Here is a 19,254-nt window from a genome sequence, read left to right on the forward strand (position 1 = left end):
AGTGGGGTATGTGTTAAAAAAACTAACGATGTCACTGGCCGTTGCTATTCTGCTTCTCACAAGCTGTGCGCCATCAATTAATAACGAAGACGAGGTTGTCAAAGACGAGGATAAGTCAGAACAGGAGACGTCGATTGTTTCGAACAAACTGTCAGATGAAGATTACCGGACTCTCCTGCCATACCGTCCCAGTGCCTCCCGAGGCGTTATTACGGGGCAAATGGGGAACCGTCTGGACATCGATGAGGCCGAAACAGGTTTAAGAAGACTTTCCAAAGACTATTTCGATCCTGATGAGTACCTGTTTGAAGAAGGCCAGTATTTGGACTCGGATATGCTGTACAGGTGGCTTGAAAGTTATCCGACGGACGATGAACTCAGTGAATTGAAAAACCAGCTGGAAAAACAGGTGAAAGACAACAAAATCAAGAAAAAAGAGATGGAAAAGCGGCTAGCTAAGCGGAAACAGGCATTAAATCCGCCATTGGATGAAGAAAACGCCACAATAGATGATCATGAACAAAATCCCAAATATGTGTCCCATATTCTGGAGCAGGATTTCTTGAAGCGGCATGATGATGACAAGGTGGAACTGTCCGGTGTATCGATTGGTATTGCTTTAAAATCTGTTTACCGTTTTGAAGTGGAAGGCAATCCTGGCAAGGTGGAGATATCCAAGTCAAAAATGCTGGATAAGGGAAAGGAAATAGCCAAAACCGTGCTGAAGCGCGTCCGGAACATTGACGCGTTAAGCGATATTCCGATTATGATAGCCCTGTACCGGGAAGAAGACGAGAACGCGCCCGTACCGGGAAATTTCGTTGCCAAAACATCAGTGAAAAGCGGCGAAGCAAGCATTAGTGACTGGGAGAACCTTAATGAAGAGAATGTGCTGTTCCCTTCGGATAGAGGGGAAGAAAAAAACTACGACACACAGCAGCTCGTTAAAAACTTCGGCAGCCGAATTGAGGAATACTTTCCAAATTACGTTGGCGTTATTGGAGACGGCTTCTATATCGGTGATGACCTGCAAGAGCTGACACTGGAAATTCCAATTGAGTTTCACGGAAAGGAAGAAGTTGTTGGTTTCACCCAATATGTATCAAAACTCGCGGATGAGATGTTTGAGGACTACTATGATCTGAACATTAACATCAAGTCTGACGAGAAAATGGAAAGTGTGATATCACGGGATGCTGGAGACAGCGAAAAGCAAGTGCATGTTTTTGATACATAAACAGGACTGGGACAAAATACGTTTGTCCCAGTCCTGTTCACTCGCAGCCATTCGTTCACCTGAATCACCAGAGATATTGAACCAGCCGGTGATCACAAAAAGGTGTGCGGACTTCCAGACCGGCCCTGACACTTAGACGATTGGATCGGTCCATCAACATCGGCAGGAAGTGCGTCAAATTGAGAAATTGCATCTCCTGACGGCGTTGTTCAAGTCCCTGGAGCTGAGACTTAGGCATTGCCTGAAGTGCTTCCTCATAGCGTTTCTGAATGTCAGCCGCCGGTGGGCCAGAGCCACATGATCGGATGTCCAGAAACCTTTGTCATCTCGGCCGCGGTGTGCAATTTGTTCGGACATCGTTTCAAGTGTTCGGCGCTTATCTGTTATAGTCTTCATATTTGAACCATCCCGTTATTCCTGACATATCATGTGAACTTTAGGATTATGTTTGTTAGTAGATGAGAAGGGCTGTGTGACATGATTTTGCTTGCTTTGAAACACGGGGATTTGCTATGATCTATTAGTGTGTTTTAGCTTATCTAATGGTATACTGATGGTACATGCTATTTAATGACGGAGGTGTTTTACCAGTGGCAGATATAACGAAAGAGCAGATCAAGCATATCGCTGAAACAGCAAAAATTGCCATAACCGACGAAGAAGCTGACAGGTTTACTGACGATCTCAGTTCGGTCATTCACTATGCCGATAAGCTTCAGGATGTTGATACGGAAGGTGTTGAGCCAACCATTTTCATGACCGATTTGCAGAATGTCATGCGCGATGATGAGCCAACAAATTGGACCTCACGTGAGGATCTATTGAAAAACGCGCCGGACAGGCAGGATGGGTATTTCCGCGTCCCATCGATTTTGGATTAAGGAGGGAATAACTGATGGCCTTATTTGATCACAGCATCAAGCAACTGGAAGAGATGCTACATAAAAAGGAAATATCGGCTGAAGATCTGGTTAATACCTCATTTGACCGGATCAGTGAAGTCGATGACCAGGTTCAGGCGTTTCTGACCCTGGATGAGGAGCATGCCCGCAGTCAGGCGAAGCAGCTTGATGATGCGCCGGATGCCAGTGCCCGTTTGTTTGGTATTCCCAACGGCATTAAGGATAATATTGTGACGAAAAATTTGCGGACAACAAGTGCCAGTCAATTTCTGAAAGACTTTGACAATCCGCTGTACAATGCTGCCGTTATCGAAAAATTACAAGCCGACAAGTCGGTAACAGCAGGCAAATTAAACATGGACGAGTTTGCGATGGGCTCAACAACGGAAAATTCGAGCTTTCAGGTGACACGCAATCCGTGGAACACTGATTATGTGTCAGGCGGATCCAGTGGCGGTTCAGCAGCAGCTGTTGCCGCCGGTGAAATTGTCTTTTCACTTGGCTCCGATACAGGCGGATCTGTCCGTCAGCCTGCTTCTTTCTGCGGTGTTGTCGGCATGAAACCGACGTACGGGCGTGTATCACGCTTTGGTCTGATTGCATTTGCCTCATCGCTGGACCAGATCGGCCCGGTTACACGCTCAGTTGAAGACAACGCCCGCGTGCTTGAAGTGATTGCTGGCCAGGACAAAATGGATTCCACCAGTGCAGCTGCCGAGGTTCCAGCCTATACTGACGCCCTGGATGGCAATATGGAAGGCATGAAGATTGCCGTTCCTAAAGAGTATCTCGGTGAGGGTGTTGCACAGGAAGTTAAAGACGCTGTTATGAATGCGCTGAAAGTTTATGAATCGCTCGGTGCTGAATGGGAAGAAGTGTCCCTGCCGCATTCCGAGTATGCTGTTGCAGCTTACCAGATGATCTCCTCAGGTGAAGCATTTGCCAGCATGGGCCGCTTTGACGGTGTCCGCTTTGGTAAGCGTTCGGATAAAGCAGATAACATGGATGATATGTTTACGTATTCCCGGGCTGAAGGCTTTGGCGATGAAGTAAAACGCCGGATTATGCTTGGAACATTCGCGCTCAGTTCCGGCAATTATGAGGTCTATTATAAAAAAGCACAAAAGGTCCGTACACTGGTTAAACAGGACTTTGACAACATTCTGCGTGACTACGATGTCGTTATCGGCCCAACAGCCCCTGCGCCTGCATTTAAAGCTGGCGAAAGCACTGATGATCCCATGGCTCTGTATATGAACGATATGCTGACTGTTCCCGTGAATCTGGCCGGACTGCCTGGGCTATCGCTTCCATGCGGTTTTTCCGGACAAGGGCTGCCAATCGGCCTGCAAATCATCGGAAAACCGTTTGCGGAAAGCACAGTTTATCGCACGGCGCACGCATATGAACAAGCAACTGAACACCATACAAAACGCCCTCAATTAGGAGGTGCTCAATCATGAACTTTGAATCAGTTATAGGGCTTGAAGTCCACGTTGAATTAAAAACAGCATCGAAAATTTTCAGCCCAAGCCCCAATGCATTTGGGGATGAACCCAATACGAATGTGAATCCGGGTGATCTCGCTTATCCAGGCGTCTTGCCGGTATTGAATGAGGAATCCGTTAACTATGCGATGGAAGCGGCTATGGCCTTGAATTGCGACATTGCCACTGACATGAAATTTGACCGGAAGAGCTATTTCTATCCGGACAATCCCAAAGTCTATCAGCTGTCTCAGTTTGAACAGCCGATTGGATCAAACGGTTCAATAGAGATTGAAGTCAATGGTGAAAAGAAACAAATCGGCATCACCCGCCTGCATATGGAAGAGGATGCCGGCAAGCTGGTTCACCAGGATGACGGTTATTCGCTGGTGGACTTTAACCGCGCAGGAACACCGCTGGTCGAAATTGTTTCCGAACCGGATATCCGGTCGCCGGAAGAGGCCTATGCTTACTTGGAGAAACTGAAAAATATTATTCAGTACACGGGTGTCTCGGACTGTAAAATGGAGGAAGGCTCACTCAGATGTGATGCGAACCTGTCCGTTCGTCCGGTCGGCCAGGAAGCATTTGGTGTTAAAACCGAGCTGAAAAATCTCAACTCCTTCTCCTTCGTCCAAAAAGGTCTGGAATATGAAGCGAAACGCCAGGAGCAGGAGCTGCTGTCGGGCGGTGAGATCCAGTCAGAAACACGCCGTTTTGACGAGAAAACGAAAAAAACGGTTCTTATGCGTGTGAAAGAAGAAGCCGAGGATTATCGCTACTATCCTGATGCGGACATTCCGCCTCTTCACGTTGATGAAGCGTGGAAACAACGGATTAAAGATAAGATTCCAGAGCTCCCGGATGCGCGCAGACAGCGTTATATTCAGGAACTGGAGCTGCCCGAATATGATGCCAGTGTTTTGACCGCTTCGAAAGAGATGGCTGACTTTTTTGAAGAAACCGTCAGCCACGGCGCTGATATTAAACAGACGTCTAACTGGATGATGGATGAAGTGTCTGCCTACATGAACAAGAACGATAAAGAATTGGACGAACTGGCTCTGACGCCTGAGACGTTGGCTAAAATGATCAAATTGATAGAAGACGGCACGATATCGTCCAAAATAGCCAAAAAAGTGTTCGCCGAACTGGTGGAGAACGGTGGCGACCCAGGAAAAATCGTTCAGGATCAGGGACTGGCTCAGATTTCTGACGAAGGCCAGCTGACAGACATTATTACGAAAGTGCTCGATGAGAATGAACAATCGATCATTGACTATAAGAACGGCAAGGACAAAGCTATTAAGTTCTTAGTCGGTCAGGTTATGAAAGCAACGAAAGGCCAGGCTAATCCGCCAATGGTCAACAAGATTTTGCAGCAGGAAATGGATAAGCGGTAACGCCGCCGCGTTGAAAGAGAACGTGTTCAATCGGGCTGCTGTCATATATGGCAGCAGTCCCTTGTTTGACCTTCGACTCAAGGGCGCATTTTGATACGATGCCGCTAAACTGCTTAGTCGTGCGCGGGAGGGGGAGCGGATATGCGAAAAGCACGTATTATTTATAACCCGACATCCGGACGGGAAAATTTCAAACGTGAACTGCCAGCTGTGATGAACCGTCTGGAAATAGCCGGCTATGAAACGTCAGCTCATGCCACAACAGGTGAGGGTGACGCAACGGTTGCGGCTGAACAGGCAGTTGCCGGTTATTTTGATCTGGTTGTTGCTGCGGGTGGTGACGGAACCATTAATGAAGTGATTAAAGGCATAGCCGAGCAGCCGCACCGTCCGAAACTCGGCATTATCCCGACCGGTACGACGAATGATTTTGCAAGAGCTCTGAATATCCCTCGTGCGATTCATAAAGCTGTGGATATCTTAGTGTCGGGTCAGTCAAAACCGCTCGATATTGGACGTGTGAACGAGCACTACTTTATGAATATTGCAGGCGGCGGCAAACTGACAGAGCTGACCTATGATGCGCCGAGTAAATTAAAAACGGTTCTCGGCCAGCTGGCTTATTATGTCAAAGGAATTGAATTGCTCCCGTCATTACGGCCGATACGCAGCAGAATTGAATACGACGGCACCATTATTAATGAAGATATTATGCTGTTTCTTGTTGCCAATACAAATTCAGTTGGCGGATTTGAAAAATTGGCCCCTGACGCCCGGATGGATGACGGTTATTTTGACCTGCTGATTTTGAAGAAAATGAATCTGGCCGAATTTGTCCGAATAGCGACACAAGCTGTGCGAGGGGCTCATCTTGATGATGAGCGCATCATTTACACGCAGGCGAAACATATCAGTGTTGCCACCGATGAAAAAATGCAGCTGAATATCGATGGTGAATACGGCGGGCTGCTGCCAGGGGAATTTGAAAACTTGCCGCAGCATATTGAACTTTTAGTGCCGGACGCGTTTTTGAACCAATGAAGCCGTGCACTTACTGAGGCGAAAATTAACATGATAGAAGTAAAAGACACATCAATTCACATATAATTGGTGTGTTATTTTTTTATTGCGAAACTTATTGTTCATTTTAATTTAGCAGTCACACGTCGCTCTTTATTTGTTTCAAACAGTACCCTTTCATTCCATCTTGACCTGCTATTCATATCATGATTTGATTCGAATATATTCATTTATGAATGCATTCAGCATTTGCTGTATACAGTGTTATGGCAACATAAACTATCCTTTATATTTTTGACGGAAAATTGCATTACTAGAACCTTTCAAAAAGATCCAGAAGCTTAACGGTATGGCTATAAACACGTTCAATCGGAAGAAGTATCTTTTTTCTATCTAACGGGGCTGATGAATTAAACGCCGTCCGCATTCTTATTAAGGAGGACGAGAAAAGATGATTCAAATTGAAAATCTAACGCAACAGTTTTCAAATGGAAAAGGTATATCTGACGTGTCTTTTAATGTAGAAAAAGGCGAGGTGTTCGGATTTCTTGGTCCTAATGGCAGTGGTAAATCAACAACGATACGTCATCTAATGGGGTATATGAAGCCACAGAAAGGTTATGCAACGATTAAGGGATTGGACACATGGGAGAAACAAGCTGAAGCACGAAGTCACGTTGGTTATCTTCCTGGTGAAATTGCTTTTTTGGATGGCATGACCGGTCATGATTTCCTTAATATGATTGCTGGCATGCAAGGTGTTCATAACAAACAACGGCGGACAGAGCTTATTGACAAACTACAATTCAACCCAAAAACGCCAATTCGGAAAATGTCGAAAGGGATGAAGCAAAAAGTAGGCATCGTAGCAACTTTTATGCATGATCCAGATATTTATATACTGGACGAACCAACATCAGGGCTGGATCCTCTTATGCAAAAACTCTTCATTTCTTTGGTGCTTGAGGAGAAAGAAAGAGGAAAAACGTTCCTTATGTCTTCCCATAGTTTTGCTGAAATTGAACGTACTTGTGATAGAGCTGCAATCATTCGGGATGGTAAGATTGCTGCTACGAGAAACATTCATGAACTTCAAACCATGCAACGGAAAGCCTTTAATGTGACACTAACTGAAAAAAAAGATGTTGAAGCCATTTTGGAGTCTGAACTGAAGCCTGAAAAAATCGATGATTTCACCGTAAGCATTAAACTTCAAGGTAATTATGATGCTTTTATTGATACTTTGTCTGGTTATCATGTGAAAAACATCAGTGCTGACGATCAAAGTTTGGAACAAATTTTTATGGATTATTATAATAGGGAGGAGTTGTGATTATGAATTTCTCACTTTATACGCAAATGATGAAAACCAACCTAAAGACTGTTCTCGGCTTTGGTCTTGGTTCAGCATTATACGTCACACTTATGACTTCTCTCTTTCCTATGCTCGATAAGAATATGGAGGAAATTGATAAATTGATTGATATATTCCCTGATGCATTCTTGCGGGCAATGGGTTTAGAATCTTTTAGCAGTTATGGGCAGTTTGTTTCAGCTGAATATTATGGTTTGTTTTATTTGCTTATTCTTGGTGTATTCAGTGTCATGATTGCAGTCCAATTAATTGCAGGCCTTGTTGATCGTGGTTCTATGGCTTATTTGTTGTCAACCCGTGTTTCTCGAGTTCAAATTGCTGTTACACAAATCACAGTACTTATTAGCGGTCTAATTGTTATTCATGTATTAACATTTGGTGGAGGATTTCTTGCTGCCGAATTTTTAATAGATACTGAAAGCACCATTGCATTCGGGGAATTTTTTCAAATTAACGTTGTAGGATTTCTGTTATTTTTTGCAGTGGGAGGTTATTCATTTCTTATTTCGTCTCTGTTTAATGATGAAAAGAATGCCTTTGCATTGGCGGGAGGCTTAACATTCCTGTTTTATGGCATGAACATGATGGGTAAAATTGTGACTGATATTGATTGGATTCGCGATTTCACTCCTTTCTCTTTATACGAGCCAGGTAACATTGCAAGTGGTGAGGCGGATGTCTTGGTATCATCCGCTACGCTTGGTTCAATTGGTATTGCGACATGTGTTATTGCAGTGCTTATTTTCAGGAAACGTAATTTACCACTGTGAAATAGGGTTTGCAGATAGCTTAACCTATAAAGAAGTCTATCTTAAAAAGGGTAGACTTCTTTATGTGTTATTGAATGATTCGATCTATTGTTTTTATAGATCCTTACATTACTAATTAAATTTGTGAAATAATTATGTTAACATTAAGTCAAAAAATTTTTGAGTGAAGTTTATTCAAGGAATGAACTTTTCCCTAATAAGAAATAGTGCCAGAGCCAGGTAATCAAACAGTACAATAATTGGTAACTTCATAAGTGCGTCTTTCTGAAGATGGCAAAATTGAGGGAGGGAAGACTATTTTTAAGATACTGCGAGTAATTTTTTCAATAGTTGTTGCAGTGTTAGCTAGCTATATGCTGATAACTCAAGATTTTGAGCTTATGCCTTACCTGATGCTGGGATTAGGTATATCGACTTTGATTACTGGAGTAGTTGAACTTCAAAATGATAAAAAAGCATTTTGGGGTTATATGAGTATTATTGTTTCGTTGTTTATGTTTTTTGTTTCCATACAGGGATTCTTATTAAATTAAAGGGCGCCATTCCGGTATAAAACTTGATGTTTATGGCGCCCGTTCTGTATATAAGGGCAGATAGATAGTTGATACACCTAAATGACCTAATTTTGTAAAAAAGGCGGGATGACATATGATTGATGCTGGTTGGCTTAACATCGGCAGTTTGATACTGGGATTAGTAGCTTGGATAATTCCTATGATTAATATTGCTGCAAATAAAAAGCAGAAGAATAAGAAATGGATTGCTCTTTCCATTATCATCAGTTTCAGCGCTTGCGTTATCGCAATATGTTTCCAAATTTTTTATAACCTTTACTTGGTGAACATTGAAGACTTTGCTGCTTTGGCGGATACAATGCGCGGTGTAGCTGTTGCTTCAACGGTACTTGCCATTTTTACCATTCTGTTAAATGCACTTACGTTGTTTTTATATCGCGATAGGAGCGTATTATAAAACAATTGGGCGATTCTACGGGCTTATTAAATAGAATTATTGGGATCGAATCGGTTTATGACTGCCTCATCGGATCAGATTGTGGAAAAATGTTTGTGTGAGAGGATAGGAGGGTTAACCATTTTTCTTGTCGTTATTATCATTTTATTGCTTGTGATATCTTTATTAATTAAGGAATCTGCTTTATATAATAAGTGGGTGAAAATGGCAGTGGCCCTATATTATACGCTTATTACTATTGTATTTATCACCGGTCGCCACCGTATTCACGAGAAATACAATATGTATGATGGTCCTGTCATACCAGAGGGGTGGGACGTTAATTCAAATTGGGCATTCTGGTTTAGTTTTGCTTTTATCATTCCAATTGGCATACTTGTTCTATACGCTATTATTCGAAAAATAAAACCATTGGAAAAAAATCGCTGGACTCAATTTACAATAGCCGTACTGCTTAGCGGTATCATATTATTTTTTCTATATATCATTTTCAACCTCGCATATGGCTTGAGACCTTGAGTTCATGTATTACCCATTGTTGAACTATCGGGTGCAATTCTGGCGTAAGGATTGTGCTGGAATCGGGTCAGATTTTCAGAAAAGAGAGGGTTTGTATATGAATAACTGGTTGTATGCTTTATACGCTTTAATTTTAGGTGTTGTATCTTTCTTTACAGGCGAAATTATAACATTCGTAATGCTTGGCTTTATATTAATAAGTTTAAATAACATCAATGCAACGCTAAAAAAGATTTATAAGAAAGAAAATGAAAACTAATAAATATTCCGGAATCAGGCGCAATTTTGGAATAAGAATTATATTGGAATCGGGCCATTATGCTGAACATTCGCACTAGATGTCAGGGAAGATATATATGATTTTAGAGGCATCCCCCTTTTGAATTAAAGGGTGCGTTAAATGCGATGATACTTGTAAAGCAGAAATAAAACAGGCAGTTCAGTTCAACGATTTCTAGAAGAACTAAAAATTGGAGTGAAATCTAATATGAGCCTATTTATAGGTATTGTTATCGGTGCATTTTTAATCTGGGCGGGTTATATTGTTCGGACAAAAATGGTATTTTCATTTCTCGCAGATGTCACGCAAATATGGGAACCAGTTAATCGAGAAAGATTAGGGACCAGGATTGGTGTACTCTTGATTATTGCAGGTTTTTTAGCCATTTTAACAGCTATTTTCACCATATGGTTTGGGGATACAGTTGGAAAAATCTCTGGGATTTTAGCTATTATTGATGTGATTATGATTATTATAGCGGTCGGACTAGATCAAATGGGATATTGAAAAGGGAGAGTACATAGAAAAACTGGAGAATCAAATAAGTGCCAGCCTCGTTTTTTATTATTTGCATATCAAACGATTTCTTCTGTATTTTATTCGGGAAAATTCCTTTTGCATCGCGGGTATGATAAGATGGAAAGCACATTCACGAACGAAAAGGAAGATATTTATGGCAAAACAAGCAGCACCTGTGAAAAAGAACCAGACCATCACGCTTCAATTCGAGGATCTGACGCATGAAGGCAACGGTGTCGGGAAAATCAGCGGCTATCCTCTGTTTGTTCCATATGCACTCCCGGGAGAAGAGGGGGATGTGAAGGTCGTTAAAGTTAATAAAAACTTCGGTTTCGGCAAATTGCTGAAGTTGACTGCATCCAGCCCGGAACGTGTTGAGCCGCCGTGCAATGTGTTTTATCAATGCGGCGGCTGCCAGCTGCAGCATATGAGCTATAATAAACAGCTCGATATGAAACAGGAGCAGGTTAAAAACACATTGCGGAAAGTCGCCCACCTGGACCATGTACCGGTGCATTCGATTATTCGTATGGACGATCCGTGGCGCTACCGCAACAAAGTGCAGATGCCTGTCGGCGAAACAGATGATGGGGAACTGAAGACCGGTTTCTATCAAAAACGGAGCCATCGCATCATTGACGGCATGGAGACGTGCGTTATCCAGGATGAAGTCAATGATCGCATGGTGGAAGGCGTACGCCGCATCGCCAGCCGCCTCGGCATTTCCGCTTATGATGAAGCGCAGGATACCGGCGTATTGCGGCATATTGTTGTTCGCACCGCTGCTAAAACCAATGATACGATGATTGTTCTTATCACAAGAACGCCGGACTTGCCGAACGGGGATGAACTTGTGGACGAATTGCTTAAGACTTATCCGCATATTACATCGATTGTGCACAATATTAATGATCAGGAGACGAATGCAATCTGGGGTAAAAAGTCGCAGACCATCTGGGGCGACGATTACATTCAGGATCAGATTGGTGACCTGACGTTTGCGATCTCCGCCCGGTCGTTCTACCAGGTAAACCCGCCGCAGACGACGAAGCTGTACGATAAAGCACTGGAATACGCCAATCTCGGCGCAAACGATACCGTGGTCGATGCTTATTGCGGAATAGGTACACTGTCGCTGTTCATGGCCAAGGAAGCTAAACAGGTTTACGGCGTGGAAGTGGTGCCGGATGCTGTTGATGATGCCAAGAAAAATGCCCGGCTGAATCAGATGACGAACGCTTCCTTCTATACGGGTGAAGCAGAAAAAGTGATGCCCTGGTGGACCGCCCAGGGCATGCGTCCGAATGTGATCGTCGTTGATCCGCCGAGAAAGGGCTGTGATGAAGCATTATTACAGGCAATGATTGGCATGGCACCTGACAGAATCGTTTATGTATCCTGCAATCCGTCGACACTTGCCCGCGATTTAGGCATTCTCGAAGATGGCGGTTATGCTGCCAAAGAAGTGCAGCCCGTCGATATGTTTCCGCAGACACATCACGTGGAAGCCGTGTGCCGCCTGGAAAAGAAAGTATCCGACGCGTCAGTCTGAGACGATGCTTTGTGACAAGACGAAAACAGGAACGTCGTGCGGTGATGGGCATATAGTGTAGAAGATACACTATAAAGGGAGTTGTGTTTCATGGAGAAGTGGATTAACAGTTTACAGACGAAGACACCGCAGGAAGGATTTGAATTGGCGATCACTTTGGCCCAGAAAGGGATCCAATATACACAGCCGTCTGAAAAGATCAGGAAAAAACTGCGCCCCAAGTATTCGGAGGATGCTGAGAATCTCATTGCGTCATCGCAAGTTATTGCGATTCATTTTGAGACAGTAGCGGCCGCCAATAATTACTGGTATAAACGCGGCTGATCAAAAAATTGCTCTCACTCAGCCGGTTTATTGCTATTGGTGAGGTAACTCAAAACGTCTGCTGGCTGAGTGATCAGCATCGAAAACGGGCTGCGATTCGCATGGCATAATACATTGTGCCAGCTTGCCTGCCCTCTTTTGTGTATGGATTCATCAGTCTCTGGAGATGCTGAATAAACAGCTGATCACAGATACATGGTGAGCCACCGCTTTCCAGACATGCATCATGCGCCTGGCATGCAGCATCAGTCATATTAACCGGTGGACCCGGACCGCTGCAGTTCGGGCCGCAAAAGCGGTAGCCAGGAAAGACACAGCGTCCTGGACGAGCCCTGTTGTTGTATCGGATCATTTTCTCCTCCCTCCCTTTCAATCGGTTTCAGTTTCTATAAGATATGCAGCCAGTCTGATGCCGGATTGTTCAAATGCCTAAAGCGTCACAAAGATGTCATATGGAACAAGATTTGGTTATCACCCCGGATGTGTTATTATAAATTAGGATATATATAGCCGATAATGCTATCATAAGTTTCCTTAAGAATGGCGATTTAAACGAGTTCGGCTTAACGTATAGTGATATCACTCTGTATAAAGCAGTGTGCACATGAGAGGGTGGATCAGATGAGCAGACAAATCATAACGTCATCAACTATCAATCAGACTGATATAGCAGCAGATAATGAAAATGAGGTATCCTTAATGGCCGATCTGAAATCCCTTTTTAAACTGCCGGTCCTGATCGCTAACGCTGTGCCGGTTTTCACAGGGTTCTGGCTGGCAGTTTATTTCACGGAGGCGTCGTTTACAGCTAATGCTGGTTTGTTTTTACTGACGCTTATTGGCAGTACGCTCGTGATGGCTGGAGCGCTCGTGCTGAATAATTGGTATGAGGCGGATATTGATAAGGTGATGGACAGGACGAAAAAACGTCCGACGGTGACTGGCAATATATCAATGCGGACGGTTATGTGGATTGGAAGCTCTGCCAGTGTTCTGGGTTTTTTAATGCTTGCATTCACGAGGTTTGAAGCTGTTATTTATGCCCTGATTGGCTGGGTTACGTATGTTATATTCTATACCATGCTAACGAAGCGTAGGTATACCCTGAACACGGTTATCGGCAGTATTTCCGGTGCGGTGACACCATTGATTGGCTGGGCTGCGCTTGTACCCGCGACCCATGTTATGCCATATGTTCTGGCACTGATTATTTTTATTTGGCAGATGCCGCATACGTTTGCCATTGCCATTCGCAAGTATGATGACTATAAAGCCGCTAACGTGGCGATGCTGCCGGTCGTCTACGGCATGGACATAACGAAGCGTCAGATGGTCGTGTATATTGCCTGTCTTGTGCCGCTTCCTTTCTTACTGTTCCCTCTTGGCACGGCATTTGTTGTGATAGCGACAGTGCTGAATATGGCTTATTTAGCTCTGGCGTTCAGTGGCATGTTTACAACCGAGAACCGGAAATGGGCGGACAAGATGTTTATGGTATCGGTCAATTATTTAATGATTATTCTTGCAGTGGCGATTATTGTAACCTCGCCCTGGCTGAATTAAACGAGAAAAACGATTAATAACCGCGGCTGCCGGGAATACCATGTATAAAGGAGTGATAGTATGGCGGATATCAAACAAGGTGATCACACATTTTATATTGGTGACCAGCAGCATCCAAAGGCAGAAGTCACGTTCAAAGAGGCTGGCGGTGCCTGGGATATTGATCACACGTATGTATCAGATGACATGCGTGGGTCAGGCATTGGCGGCCAGCTGGTCGAGAAGGTTGTTGCGCATGCCCGGGAAAACGGCATGAAGCTCAAAGCAACATGCCCCTTTGCCAAACAGATTATTGAAGATACACCGGCGTATCAGGATGTACTGGCGGAATAAACACCGCTGATTCATTACTGTGCCTCAGCCAGGGTTTAGAACCCTGGCTTTTTAGTTTTTGCAGGTTTTAAAGTGGCTGAAAGAGGGATGCACATGCAAAAAGTGGCAAGCATTTTCTATGAATCTGTCATGATTATCCTTGTGATGCTGACCATTATCACGATCTGGACCGACAGCACCTATAATTCAACCCTCAGCTGGATTGTGTGGGGCATCTTTTTTATTGATTTTATGGCCCGCTTGATCAAGTCGCCTTCAAAATGGGTGTTTATTAAGGAAAATCCATTTCTGGTTATTGCTATTATTCCCTTTGATCAGTTTTTCCAAATCGCGCGGATTGTCAGGCTTGTTCATTTATTCCGGTTGAAGACGATCACGAAATATTATCTCAGCCCTCTTCTAGAAAGAATGACATTACCATCCAAATCACTAATTCTTATGGGCATTCTCGTGCTGCTGTTAAGTGAGGCAGGTCTGATTCTGTTTCTGGAAAATGGCGTTCAGCATTATGGGGAAGCCTTGTTCGCTGTTTTTAGCTATTTATTCTTTTTTGGCCACCGCATCTTTGATTTTGATCAAACACTCTCAATTTGGACATTAACAGCTGTCACAGTCCTCGGCATCGCCCTGCAAGGATTAGCTCTCCAATGGCTGTTCAACCGGGGTGCCAGGTACATGAACAATTCCTAATATTATAAATTGTTCATGTACCTGGTACCTCTTTGAACTATGATTCATAATCTGGTACTATACAATATATAATACTATATAATCTGAATGAGATCGGAAGGGAAACTTTCATGAATATACAATTTAAAAAAGGGGTTCTTGGCATATGTGTGCTGGCACTTCTGGATAAGAAGGATCGTTATGGTTATGAACTTGTCCGAATGATATCCGGGCAGATTGAAATTTCAGAAGGGGCGGTATATCCCTTGTTACGAAAGCTTAAAAAGGATGGCTATTTGAGCACCTATTCACAGGAGTCTGTTGAAGGTCCATCACGCAAGTATTACAGATTAACAGATGAGGGGAGGGATTACATGCATACCATGATCAGGGAATGGAACGCATTTTCAAAGGGTGTTAACCAAATTATAGAGGAGGGGATAAGCGGTGAATAAGCAAACATTTATGAAAGAATTAAACCATTATCTGAACGGCCTCCCTGCCGAGGAGAAACGGGATATTAACCAGGATTTTGACGAACATTTTTCTGCAGGAGCCAAAGAGGGGAAATCTGAATTCGACATCGCAGCTGGATTGGGGTCGCCCCGTCAAATCGGGAAGGAAATGCGAGCGGCTTATCAATTGGAGACGGTTGATTCAGATAACTCAGTTTCCAATGTCCTTAGGGCAGTCTGGGCGGTGATTGGTCTCGGTTTTTTCAATTTGGTTATCGTACTCGGTCCGGTTTTAGCGCTCGCAGGCATTGGATTTGCCGGTTGGGTTGTTGGGGTCTCCTTTACGGCCACACCTCTTCTTGTTCTTGTGAATGCGCTCTTGTTTCCGGCAACGTTTATCTGGTTTGACGTGTTTTTTTCCCTGCTGTTATCAGGCGTCGGCATTCTTATCGGCATCGGCATGTATTATCTGACACGTCTTTTCATTCAAGGAATTATCAAGTATCTGCACTTTAATGTCAACGCCGTTAAAGGAGGGGTTAGCCATGCATAAACGTTTTAAAATACTCATTTTTGCAGCAGCTCTTCTGATTCTGTTTGGCGGAGCTGGCAGTTTGCTGACTGTTCAATCGGGGATTGGGAATGAATCGGGTATGGAAACAAAAAGAGTCGACGCGGACAGCGTTCATTCTATTAATATTCAAGCCGTTAATGGTAAAATAAATACTGTCCGGTCCGAGGATGCCAAACAGGCAACCGTTGAGTGGTCCGGTCCTGTCAAGGGTGATGGCGACCGTTTGTCAGTTGGTAAGAATAACGGTGAATTGTCAGTCCGTCTGGAAAGTAATCCATTTAAATTGTTTAGTTTTGGCTTTGACTTTTTTAATAAAAATGAACTGACGGTCTCCCTTCCTGAAAAATCATATGACTCACTTCACGTCAAGTCTAATAATGGCAAAATCGTCGCGAATCAGCTCGAAGCCCGCGATGTAACTATCCAGACCGACAATGGTCAGGTTGATCTCAACCATTTGACCACTGATCAAATTAATGTCGGAATGGATAATGGGCAGTTGCTGATGAAAGATATTAGTGGAAATGTGACCGGGCGAACGGATAATGGTGAGATTCGCCTTACCACATCTGACCTTGATCGCGATATTGATTTGACGACGAACAATGGACGCATTATCGTTCAAACAGATAAACGGCCGTCCAATGCGCTGCTGGATGCTCACACGGATAATGGCATCGTCAGCTTATTTGGCCGCGAAAACCGAAAAACCGTTTACGGCGACGCCGACCACCATGTTAAATTGACAACAAATAACGGCATGATTACCGTGAAAGAATAGAAATAATCGTGTAGGTGCCAGGTACACATACAATTCGCAATATTACCAATTGTGTATGTACCTGGCACCCGCTTCGACGACGCGTCCTTTACGGCCTGTTGTTGTTTCTGCGTGTTTGAGTGAGCTGATGATTGCGTCTTCGGTTGTGTCGGCGACTGCTTGGAAGAGTTTGTTCATAATGGGGTGTGTGTCACGGACTGCGGTGATTGTTTCCTCAGCTGTTTGTTGATACGGCGCTGTTTGATTGGCGGTGGAAAATGCAATGGCGATGTCGCCGCTGCCGTGCGCAAAATAACTGCCAGTTCGCCCGAGCCCCGCGGCACTGCGCTTAGCGAGCCGCTCCAGCTGCCGGTGATCAAGTGGGGCATCGGTGGCTATGACGATCATAATCGAACCATCCTGTGCAGCTTTTCGGTCTGGGCTGAAGTCAGCAAAGCGTGCGTCTTCCGATTTGCCGAAATTGCTAAGCACCAGTCCGCCGACAGTATAATCATCCACAACGCGTGAGGCTGTGCCAATACCGCCTTTACAGTCAAAAGAGACCATGCCTTTTCCCGCACCGACAGCCCCTTCTTCAATCGGTCCATCCGCAGCTTGCTCAATAGCTTCCACTGCGTGATCCGGTTTAACCGCCTGCAGTCTCATCGAATTCAAGTAGCTGTCATTGCACTCGCCGACAACGAGATTCAAAGAACTTGCGGTATCGCCGATTTCCGGATTTTGCTCCAGCATGTACTGCAGCGTTCCCTGCATGATCGCACCAACACTGAACGTATTGGTGAGCATGATGGGCGATTCCAGCAGCCCGAGCTCATTCACCTGTACGAGTCCAGCCGTTTTTCCGTACCCATTAATGATGTGGCTCGCAGCACGCACCTTGTGCTGGAACAGATTGCCGGTATGCGGCAGGATAGCCGTAACCCCCGTGCAAATGGTATCCTCATGATTAATAGGTTCATATAACGTAACATGGCCCGTTTTTACGCCAGGGACATCGGTGATACACTGATTGGGACCTTTTGGCAGCTGCAAGGCTGACACCCCTTTCGTCTTATAGCATTACGATTATTGTAACAGACACAACTTTCTGACGTCAGAACTGGCGACTATTTTTTGTTTGCATTGATTTTCATCAAATTTTCACAGAAATGGTCTATAATGAATGTAACGTGAATGGAGGACATACCATGTTATCGACTTGGGTTCTGGTACAGCTGACTTATATGGCTATGAGTATTGCGGCTGGACTGGTCTTGTTTTATGTGACCAGTCAGGCAGGCCGAAGTGAGAAAAAACAGCAACTGGAAGAAAGCGTATCACTAATTGTTAATTTTATTCTGTACATCTGGGCTGGTAAAATCGTGCTCAACATCGCTGTGTTTGTTACCGACCCACTTGCTGTGCTGGCTTATCCAAGTGATGCGAATGCCTTTTATATAGCGGTTTTACTGCTGTTGGTCAACATCGGTTACACTGTAAAACGTCACAAAAAGGATCTCAATTCGATACTCTCAGCGCTTGTTCCAATATTTCTCGGGTCGGGGTTTGTCTATGAGTTTATTGAAATCGCCGCCCATGACAACATGCTGGCTTCGTGGCATCTGGGATTATTTCTGATCCTGCTGGTTGTTTTTCTGTTTTTGCGCGAACGGCAAGTGCCTGTGGTGACCTCAGGGTTTGTTTTGGGCCTCTGGAGCTTAGGGCAATTCATTTTGACATTTCAGCTGCCATATACAGCCTTATATGGCTATACGTTATCACGATGGTTCATGGTCCTCGTATTTGTGCTGAGCATTATAAGTTTATACATAACCAATCGGGAAAAACCGGATAAAGGTGTTACGGAACATAACTGATCGCACGCGGCAATTGCATGTCATTAGAGGGAGGGCTTTAAATGAAAAAGACAATCATCATTGTTGTCATAGCAGGTATGTTTGCTTGGGCAGTTTATGATCTGGTCTATGATACAGAGGATACCGCACAGACGGGAGAAGATGATTTTACGGTCCAGGAGGATTCGGCTGAGGAGTCAGGCGGAGCGGATGAGAATACTGATGAATCAGATGAAAAGGCTGATCCGGATGAAGTGGGGCTTAACACCGGTAACCTGGCGCCGGATTTTGAACTAAAAACGATGGAAGGCGAGACAGTACGGTTATCTGATTACCGTGGTGAACGTGTCATGATAAATTTCTGGGCTTCCTGGTGCCCGCCATGCCGGGCTGAGGTGCCGGATCTGGAGAAGTTTTACAAAAACAAGGATATTAAACTTTTGGCGATTAACCTGACATCAACCGAAAGCAATGAAAGCGATATTGACGACTTTATTGAAGAATATGGGATGACATTCCCTGTTTTATTGGACCGTAATACAGAAGTTGCCAACCGTTATGGAATCCAGCCCATCCCGTCATCGTTTATGATTGACTCAAATGGACGCATTTCGTTCAGAGTATTCGGTCCTATGAACTATGAACGCATGGTGCAGGAGTTTGAAAAGATGTCCTAGCGTTGTT

25 protein-coding genes are annotated in these 19,254 nt (G+C 44.2%); 22 read left to right on the top strand and 3 right to left on the bottom strand.

Annotated features, from left to right (window positions below):
- Positions 1 to 10 precede the first annotated feature (10 nt).
- A complete protein-coding gene (locus tag ACFQU8_RS01655) occupies positions 11 to 1,237 on the top strand; it encodes a CamS family sex pheromone protein (RefSeq protein WP_382357423.1) in 1,227 nt (408 codons plus the stop codon).
- A 64-nt stretch (positions 1,238 to 1,301) separates the two neighbouring features.
- Here ACFQU8_RS01655 and ACFQU8_RS01660 read toward each other — a convergent pair whose 3' ends face one another.
- Positions 1,302 to 1,550 (bottom strand): asparagine synthase-related protein, encoded by a 249-nt coding sequence (locus tag ACFQU8_RS01660; protein ID WP_382357498.1) that lies wholly within the window; start codon positions 1,548 to 1,550, stop codon positions 1,302 to 1,304.
- 277 nt (positions 1,551 to 1,827) lie between these two features.
- On the opposite strand from ACFQU8_RS01660, the gene gatC reads away from it, so the two are divergent.
- From gatC to ACFQU8_RS01725, 13 genes are all read left to right on the top strand, one after another.
- Positions 1,828 to 2,118, top strand: a complete 291-nt coding sequence (gene gatC / locus ACFQU8_RS01665; RefSeq protein ID WP_382357424.1) for an Asp-tRNA(Asn)/Glu-tRNA(Gln) amidotransferase subunit GatC — start codon at positions 1,828 to 1,830, stop codon at positions 2,116 to 2,118.
- A 14-nt stretch (positions 2,119 to 2,132) separates the two neighbouring features.
- A complete protein-coding gene (gene gatA / locus ACFQU8_RS01670) occupies positions 2,133 to 3,602 on the top strand; it encodes an Asp-tRNA(Asn)/Glu-tRNA(Gln) amidotransferase subunit GatA (RefSeq protein ID WP_382357425.1) in 1,470 nt (489 codons plus the stop codon).
- Complete coding sequence (gene gatB / locus ACFQU8_RS01675; protein WP_382357426.1) at positions 3,599 to 5,029, top strand: Asp-tRNA(Asn)/Glu-tRNA(Gln) amidotransferase subunit GatB; 1,431 nt, start codon at positions 3,599 to 3,601, stop codon at positions 5,027 to 5,029. The genes gatA and gatB overlap by 4 nt, the downstream gene beginning before the upstream one ends.
- Positions 5,030 to 5,170: 141 nt before the next feature.
- The gene (locus tag ACFQU8_RS01680) at positions 5,171 to 6,070 is read left to right on the top strand and encodes a diacylglycerol kinase (RefSeq protein WP_382357427.1); all 900 of its coding nucleotides are present in this window, start codon (positions 5,171 to 5,173) and stop codon (positions 6,068 to 6,070) included.
- Between the two features lie 430 nt (positions 6,071 to 6,500).
- Entirely contained in the window at positions 6,501 to 7,382 is an 882-nt protein-coding gene (locus ACFQU8_RS01685) for an ABC transporter ATP-binding protein (protein WP_382357428.1), read from the top strand.
- 2 nt (positions 7,383 to 7,384) lie between these two features.
- Complete coding sequence (locus ACFQU8_RS01690) at positions 7,385 to 8,194, top strand: ABC transporter permease subunit (RefSeq protein WP_382357429.1); 810 nt, start codon at positions 7,385 to 7,387, stop codon at positions 8,192 to 8,194.
- Between the two features lie 254 nt (positions 8,195 to 8,448).
- A complete protein-coding gene (locus ACFQU8_RS01695) occupies positions 8,449 to 8,727 on the top strand; it encodes a DUF3953 domain-containing protein (RefSeq protein WP_382357430.1) in 279 nt (92 codons plus the stop codon).
- 115 nt (positions 8,728 to 8,842) lie between these two features.
- Positions 8,843 to 9,166 (top strand): hypothetical protein, encoded by a 324-nt coding sequence (locus ACFQU8_RS01700; RefSeq protein ID WP_382357431.1) that lies wholly within the window; start codon positions 8,843 to 8,845, stop codon positions 9,164 to 9,166.
- A gap of 57 nt (positions 9,167 to 9,223) precedes the next feature.
- Positions 9,224 to 9,685: a hypothetical protein gene (locus tag ACFQU8_RS01705; protein WP_382357432.1), complete on the top strand. Its 462-nt coding sequence runs from the start codon at positions 9,224 to 9,226 to the stop codon at positions 9,683 to 9,685.
- A gap of 97 nt (positions 9,686 to 9,782) precedes the next feature.
- On the top strand, positions 9,783 to 9,944 hold the full coding sequence (locus tag ACFQU8_RS01710) for a hypothetical protein (RefSeq protein WP_382357433.1): 162 nt from the start codon (positions 9,783 to 9,785) through the stop codon (positions 9,942 to 9,944).
- A 228-nt stretch (positions 9,945 to 10,172) separates the two neighbouring features.
- A complete protein-coding gene (locus tag ACFQU8_RS01715; RefSeq protein WP_382357434.1) occupies positions 10,173 to 10,472 on the top strand; it encodes a hypothetical protein in 300 nt (99 codons plus the stop codon).
- 166 nt (positions 10,473 to 10,638) lie between these two features.
- Positions 10,639 to 12,036 carry a 23S rRNA (uracil(1939)-C(5))-methyltransferase RlmD gene (rlmD, locus tag ACFQU8_RS01720; RefSeq protein ID WP_382357435.1) on the top strand — a complete coding sequence of 466 codons (1,398 nt, stop codon included), beginning with the start codon at positions 10,639 to 10,641 and terminating at the stop codon, positions 12,034 to 12,036.
- Positions 12,037 to 12,126: 90 nt separating this feature from the next.
- The gene (locus tag ACFQU8_RS01725; protein ID WP_382357436.1) at positions 12,127 to 12,360 is read left to right on the top strand and encodes a hexameric tyrosine-coordinated heme protein; all 234 of its coding nucleotides are present in this window, start codon (positions 12,127 to 12,129) and stop codon (positions 12,358 to 12,360) included.
- Between the two features lie 73 nt (positions 12,361 to 12,433).
- Here ACFQU8_RS01725 and ACFQU8_RS01730 read toward each other — a convergent pair whose 3' ends face one another.
- Positions 12,434 to 12,712, bottom strand: coding sequence for a phospholipase (locus ACFQU8_RS01730; protein ID WP_382357437.1), 279 nt, complete (start codon positions 12,710 to 12,712; stop codon positions 12,434 to 12,436).
- A 269-nt stretch (positions 12,713 to 12,981) separates the two neighbouring features.
- On the opposite strand from ACFQU8_RS01730, the gene cyoE reads away from it, so the two are divergent.
- The 6 genes from cyoE to ACFQU8_RS01760 all read left to right on the top strand — a co-directional run bounded on the left by cyoE (position 12,982) and on the right by ACFQU8_RS01760 (position 16,735).
- The gene (gene cyoE / locus ACFQU8_RS01735; protein WP_382357438.1) at positions 12,982 to 13,923 is read left to right on the top strand and encodes a heme o synthase; all 942 of its coding nucleotides are present in this window, start codon (positions 12,982 to 12,984) and stop codon (positions 13,921 to 13,923) included.
- A gap of 60 nt (positions 13,924 to 13,983) precedes the next feature.
- Entirely contained in the window at positions 13,984 to 14,256 is a 273-nt protein-coding gene (locus ACFQU8_RS01740; protein ID WP_382357439.1) for a GNAT family N-acetyltransferase, read from the top strand.
- Positions 14,257 to 14,349: 93 nt separating this feature from the next.
- Positions 14,350 to 14,946 carry a transporter gene (locus tag ACFQU8_RS01745; RefSeq protein WP_382357440.1) on the top strand — a complete coding sequence of 199 codons (597 nt, stop codon included), beginning with the start codon at positions 14,350 to 14,352 and terminating at the stop codon, positions 14,944 to 14,946.
- 110 nt (positions 14,947 to 15,056) lie between these two features.
- Positions 15,057 to 15,380: a PadR family transcriptional regulator gene (locus ACFQU8_RS01750; protein WP_382357441.1), complete on the top strand. Its 324-nt coding sequence runs from the start codon at positions 15,057 to 15,059 to the stop codon at positions 15,378 to 15,380.
- Positions 15,373 to 15,933 (top strand): HAAS signaling domain-containing protein, encoded by a 561-nt coding sequence (locus ACFQU8_RS01755; protein WP_382357442.1) that lies wholly within the window; start codon positions 15,373 to 15,375, stop codon positions 15,931 to 15,933. The genes ACFQU8_RS01750 and ACFQU8_RS01755 overlap by 8 nt, the downstream gene beginning before the upstream one ends.
- Entirely contained in the window at positions 15,926 to 16,735 is an 810-nt protein-coding gene (locus tag ACFQU8_RS01760; protein WP_382357443.1) for a DUF4097 family beta strand repeat-containing protein, read from the top strand. Before ACFQU8_RS01755 ends, ACFQU8_RS01760 begins: the two co-directional genes overlap by 8 nt.
- 42 nt (positions 16,736 to 16,777) lie before the next feature.
- On the opposite strand, the gene ACFQU8_RS01765 is transcribed toward ACFQU8_RS01760, so the two are convergent.
- Entirely contained in the window at positions 16,778 to 17,767 is a 990-nt protein-coding gene (locus ACFQU8_RS01765; protein WP_382357444.1) for a DmpA family aminopeptidase, read from the bottom strand.
- A 155-nt stretch (positions 17,768 to 17,922) separates the two neighbouring features.
- On the opposite strand from ACFQU8_RS01765, the gene ACFQU8_RS01770 reads away from it, so the two are divergent.
- Together ACFQU8_RS01770 and ACFQU8_RS01775 are read left to right on the top strand one after the other, a co-directional pair.
- Complete coding sequence (locus ACFQU8_RS01770; RefSeq protein ID WP_382357445.1) at positions 17,923 to 18,591, top strand: hypothetical protein; 669 nt, start codon at positions 17,923 to 17,925, stop codon at positions 18,589 to 18,591.
- A gap of 41 nt (positions 18,592 to 18,632) precedes the next feature.
- Entirely contained in the window at positions 18,633 to 19,247 is a 615-nt protein-coding gene (locus ACFQU8_RS01775) for a peroxiredoxin family protein (RefSeq protein WP_382357446.1), read from the top strand.
- Positions 19,248 to 19,254: the final 7 nt, after the last annotated feature.

The sequence above is a fragment of the Lentibacillus kimchii genome (genome assembly GCF_042666895.1).
In the GTDB taxonomy this organism is placed as follows: domain Bacteria; phylum Bacillota; class Bacilli; order Bacillales; family Amphibacillaceae; genus Lentibacillus; species Lentibacillus kimchii.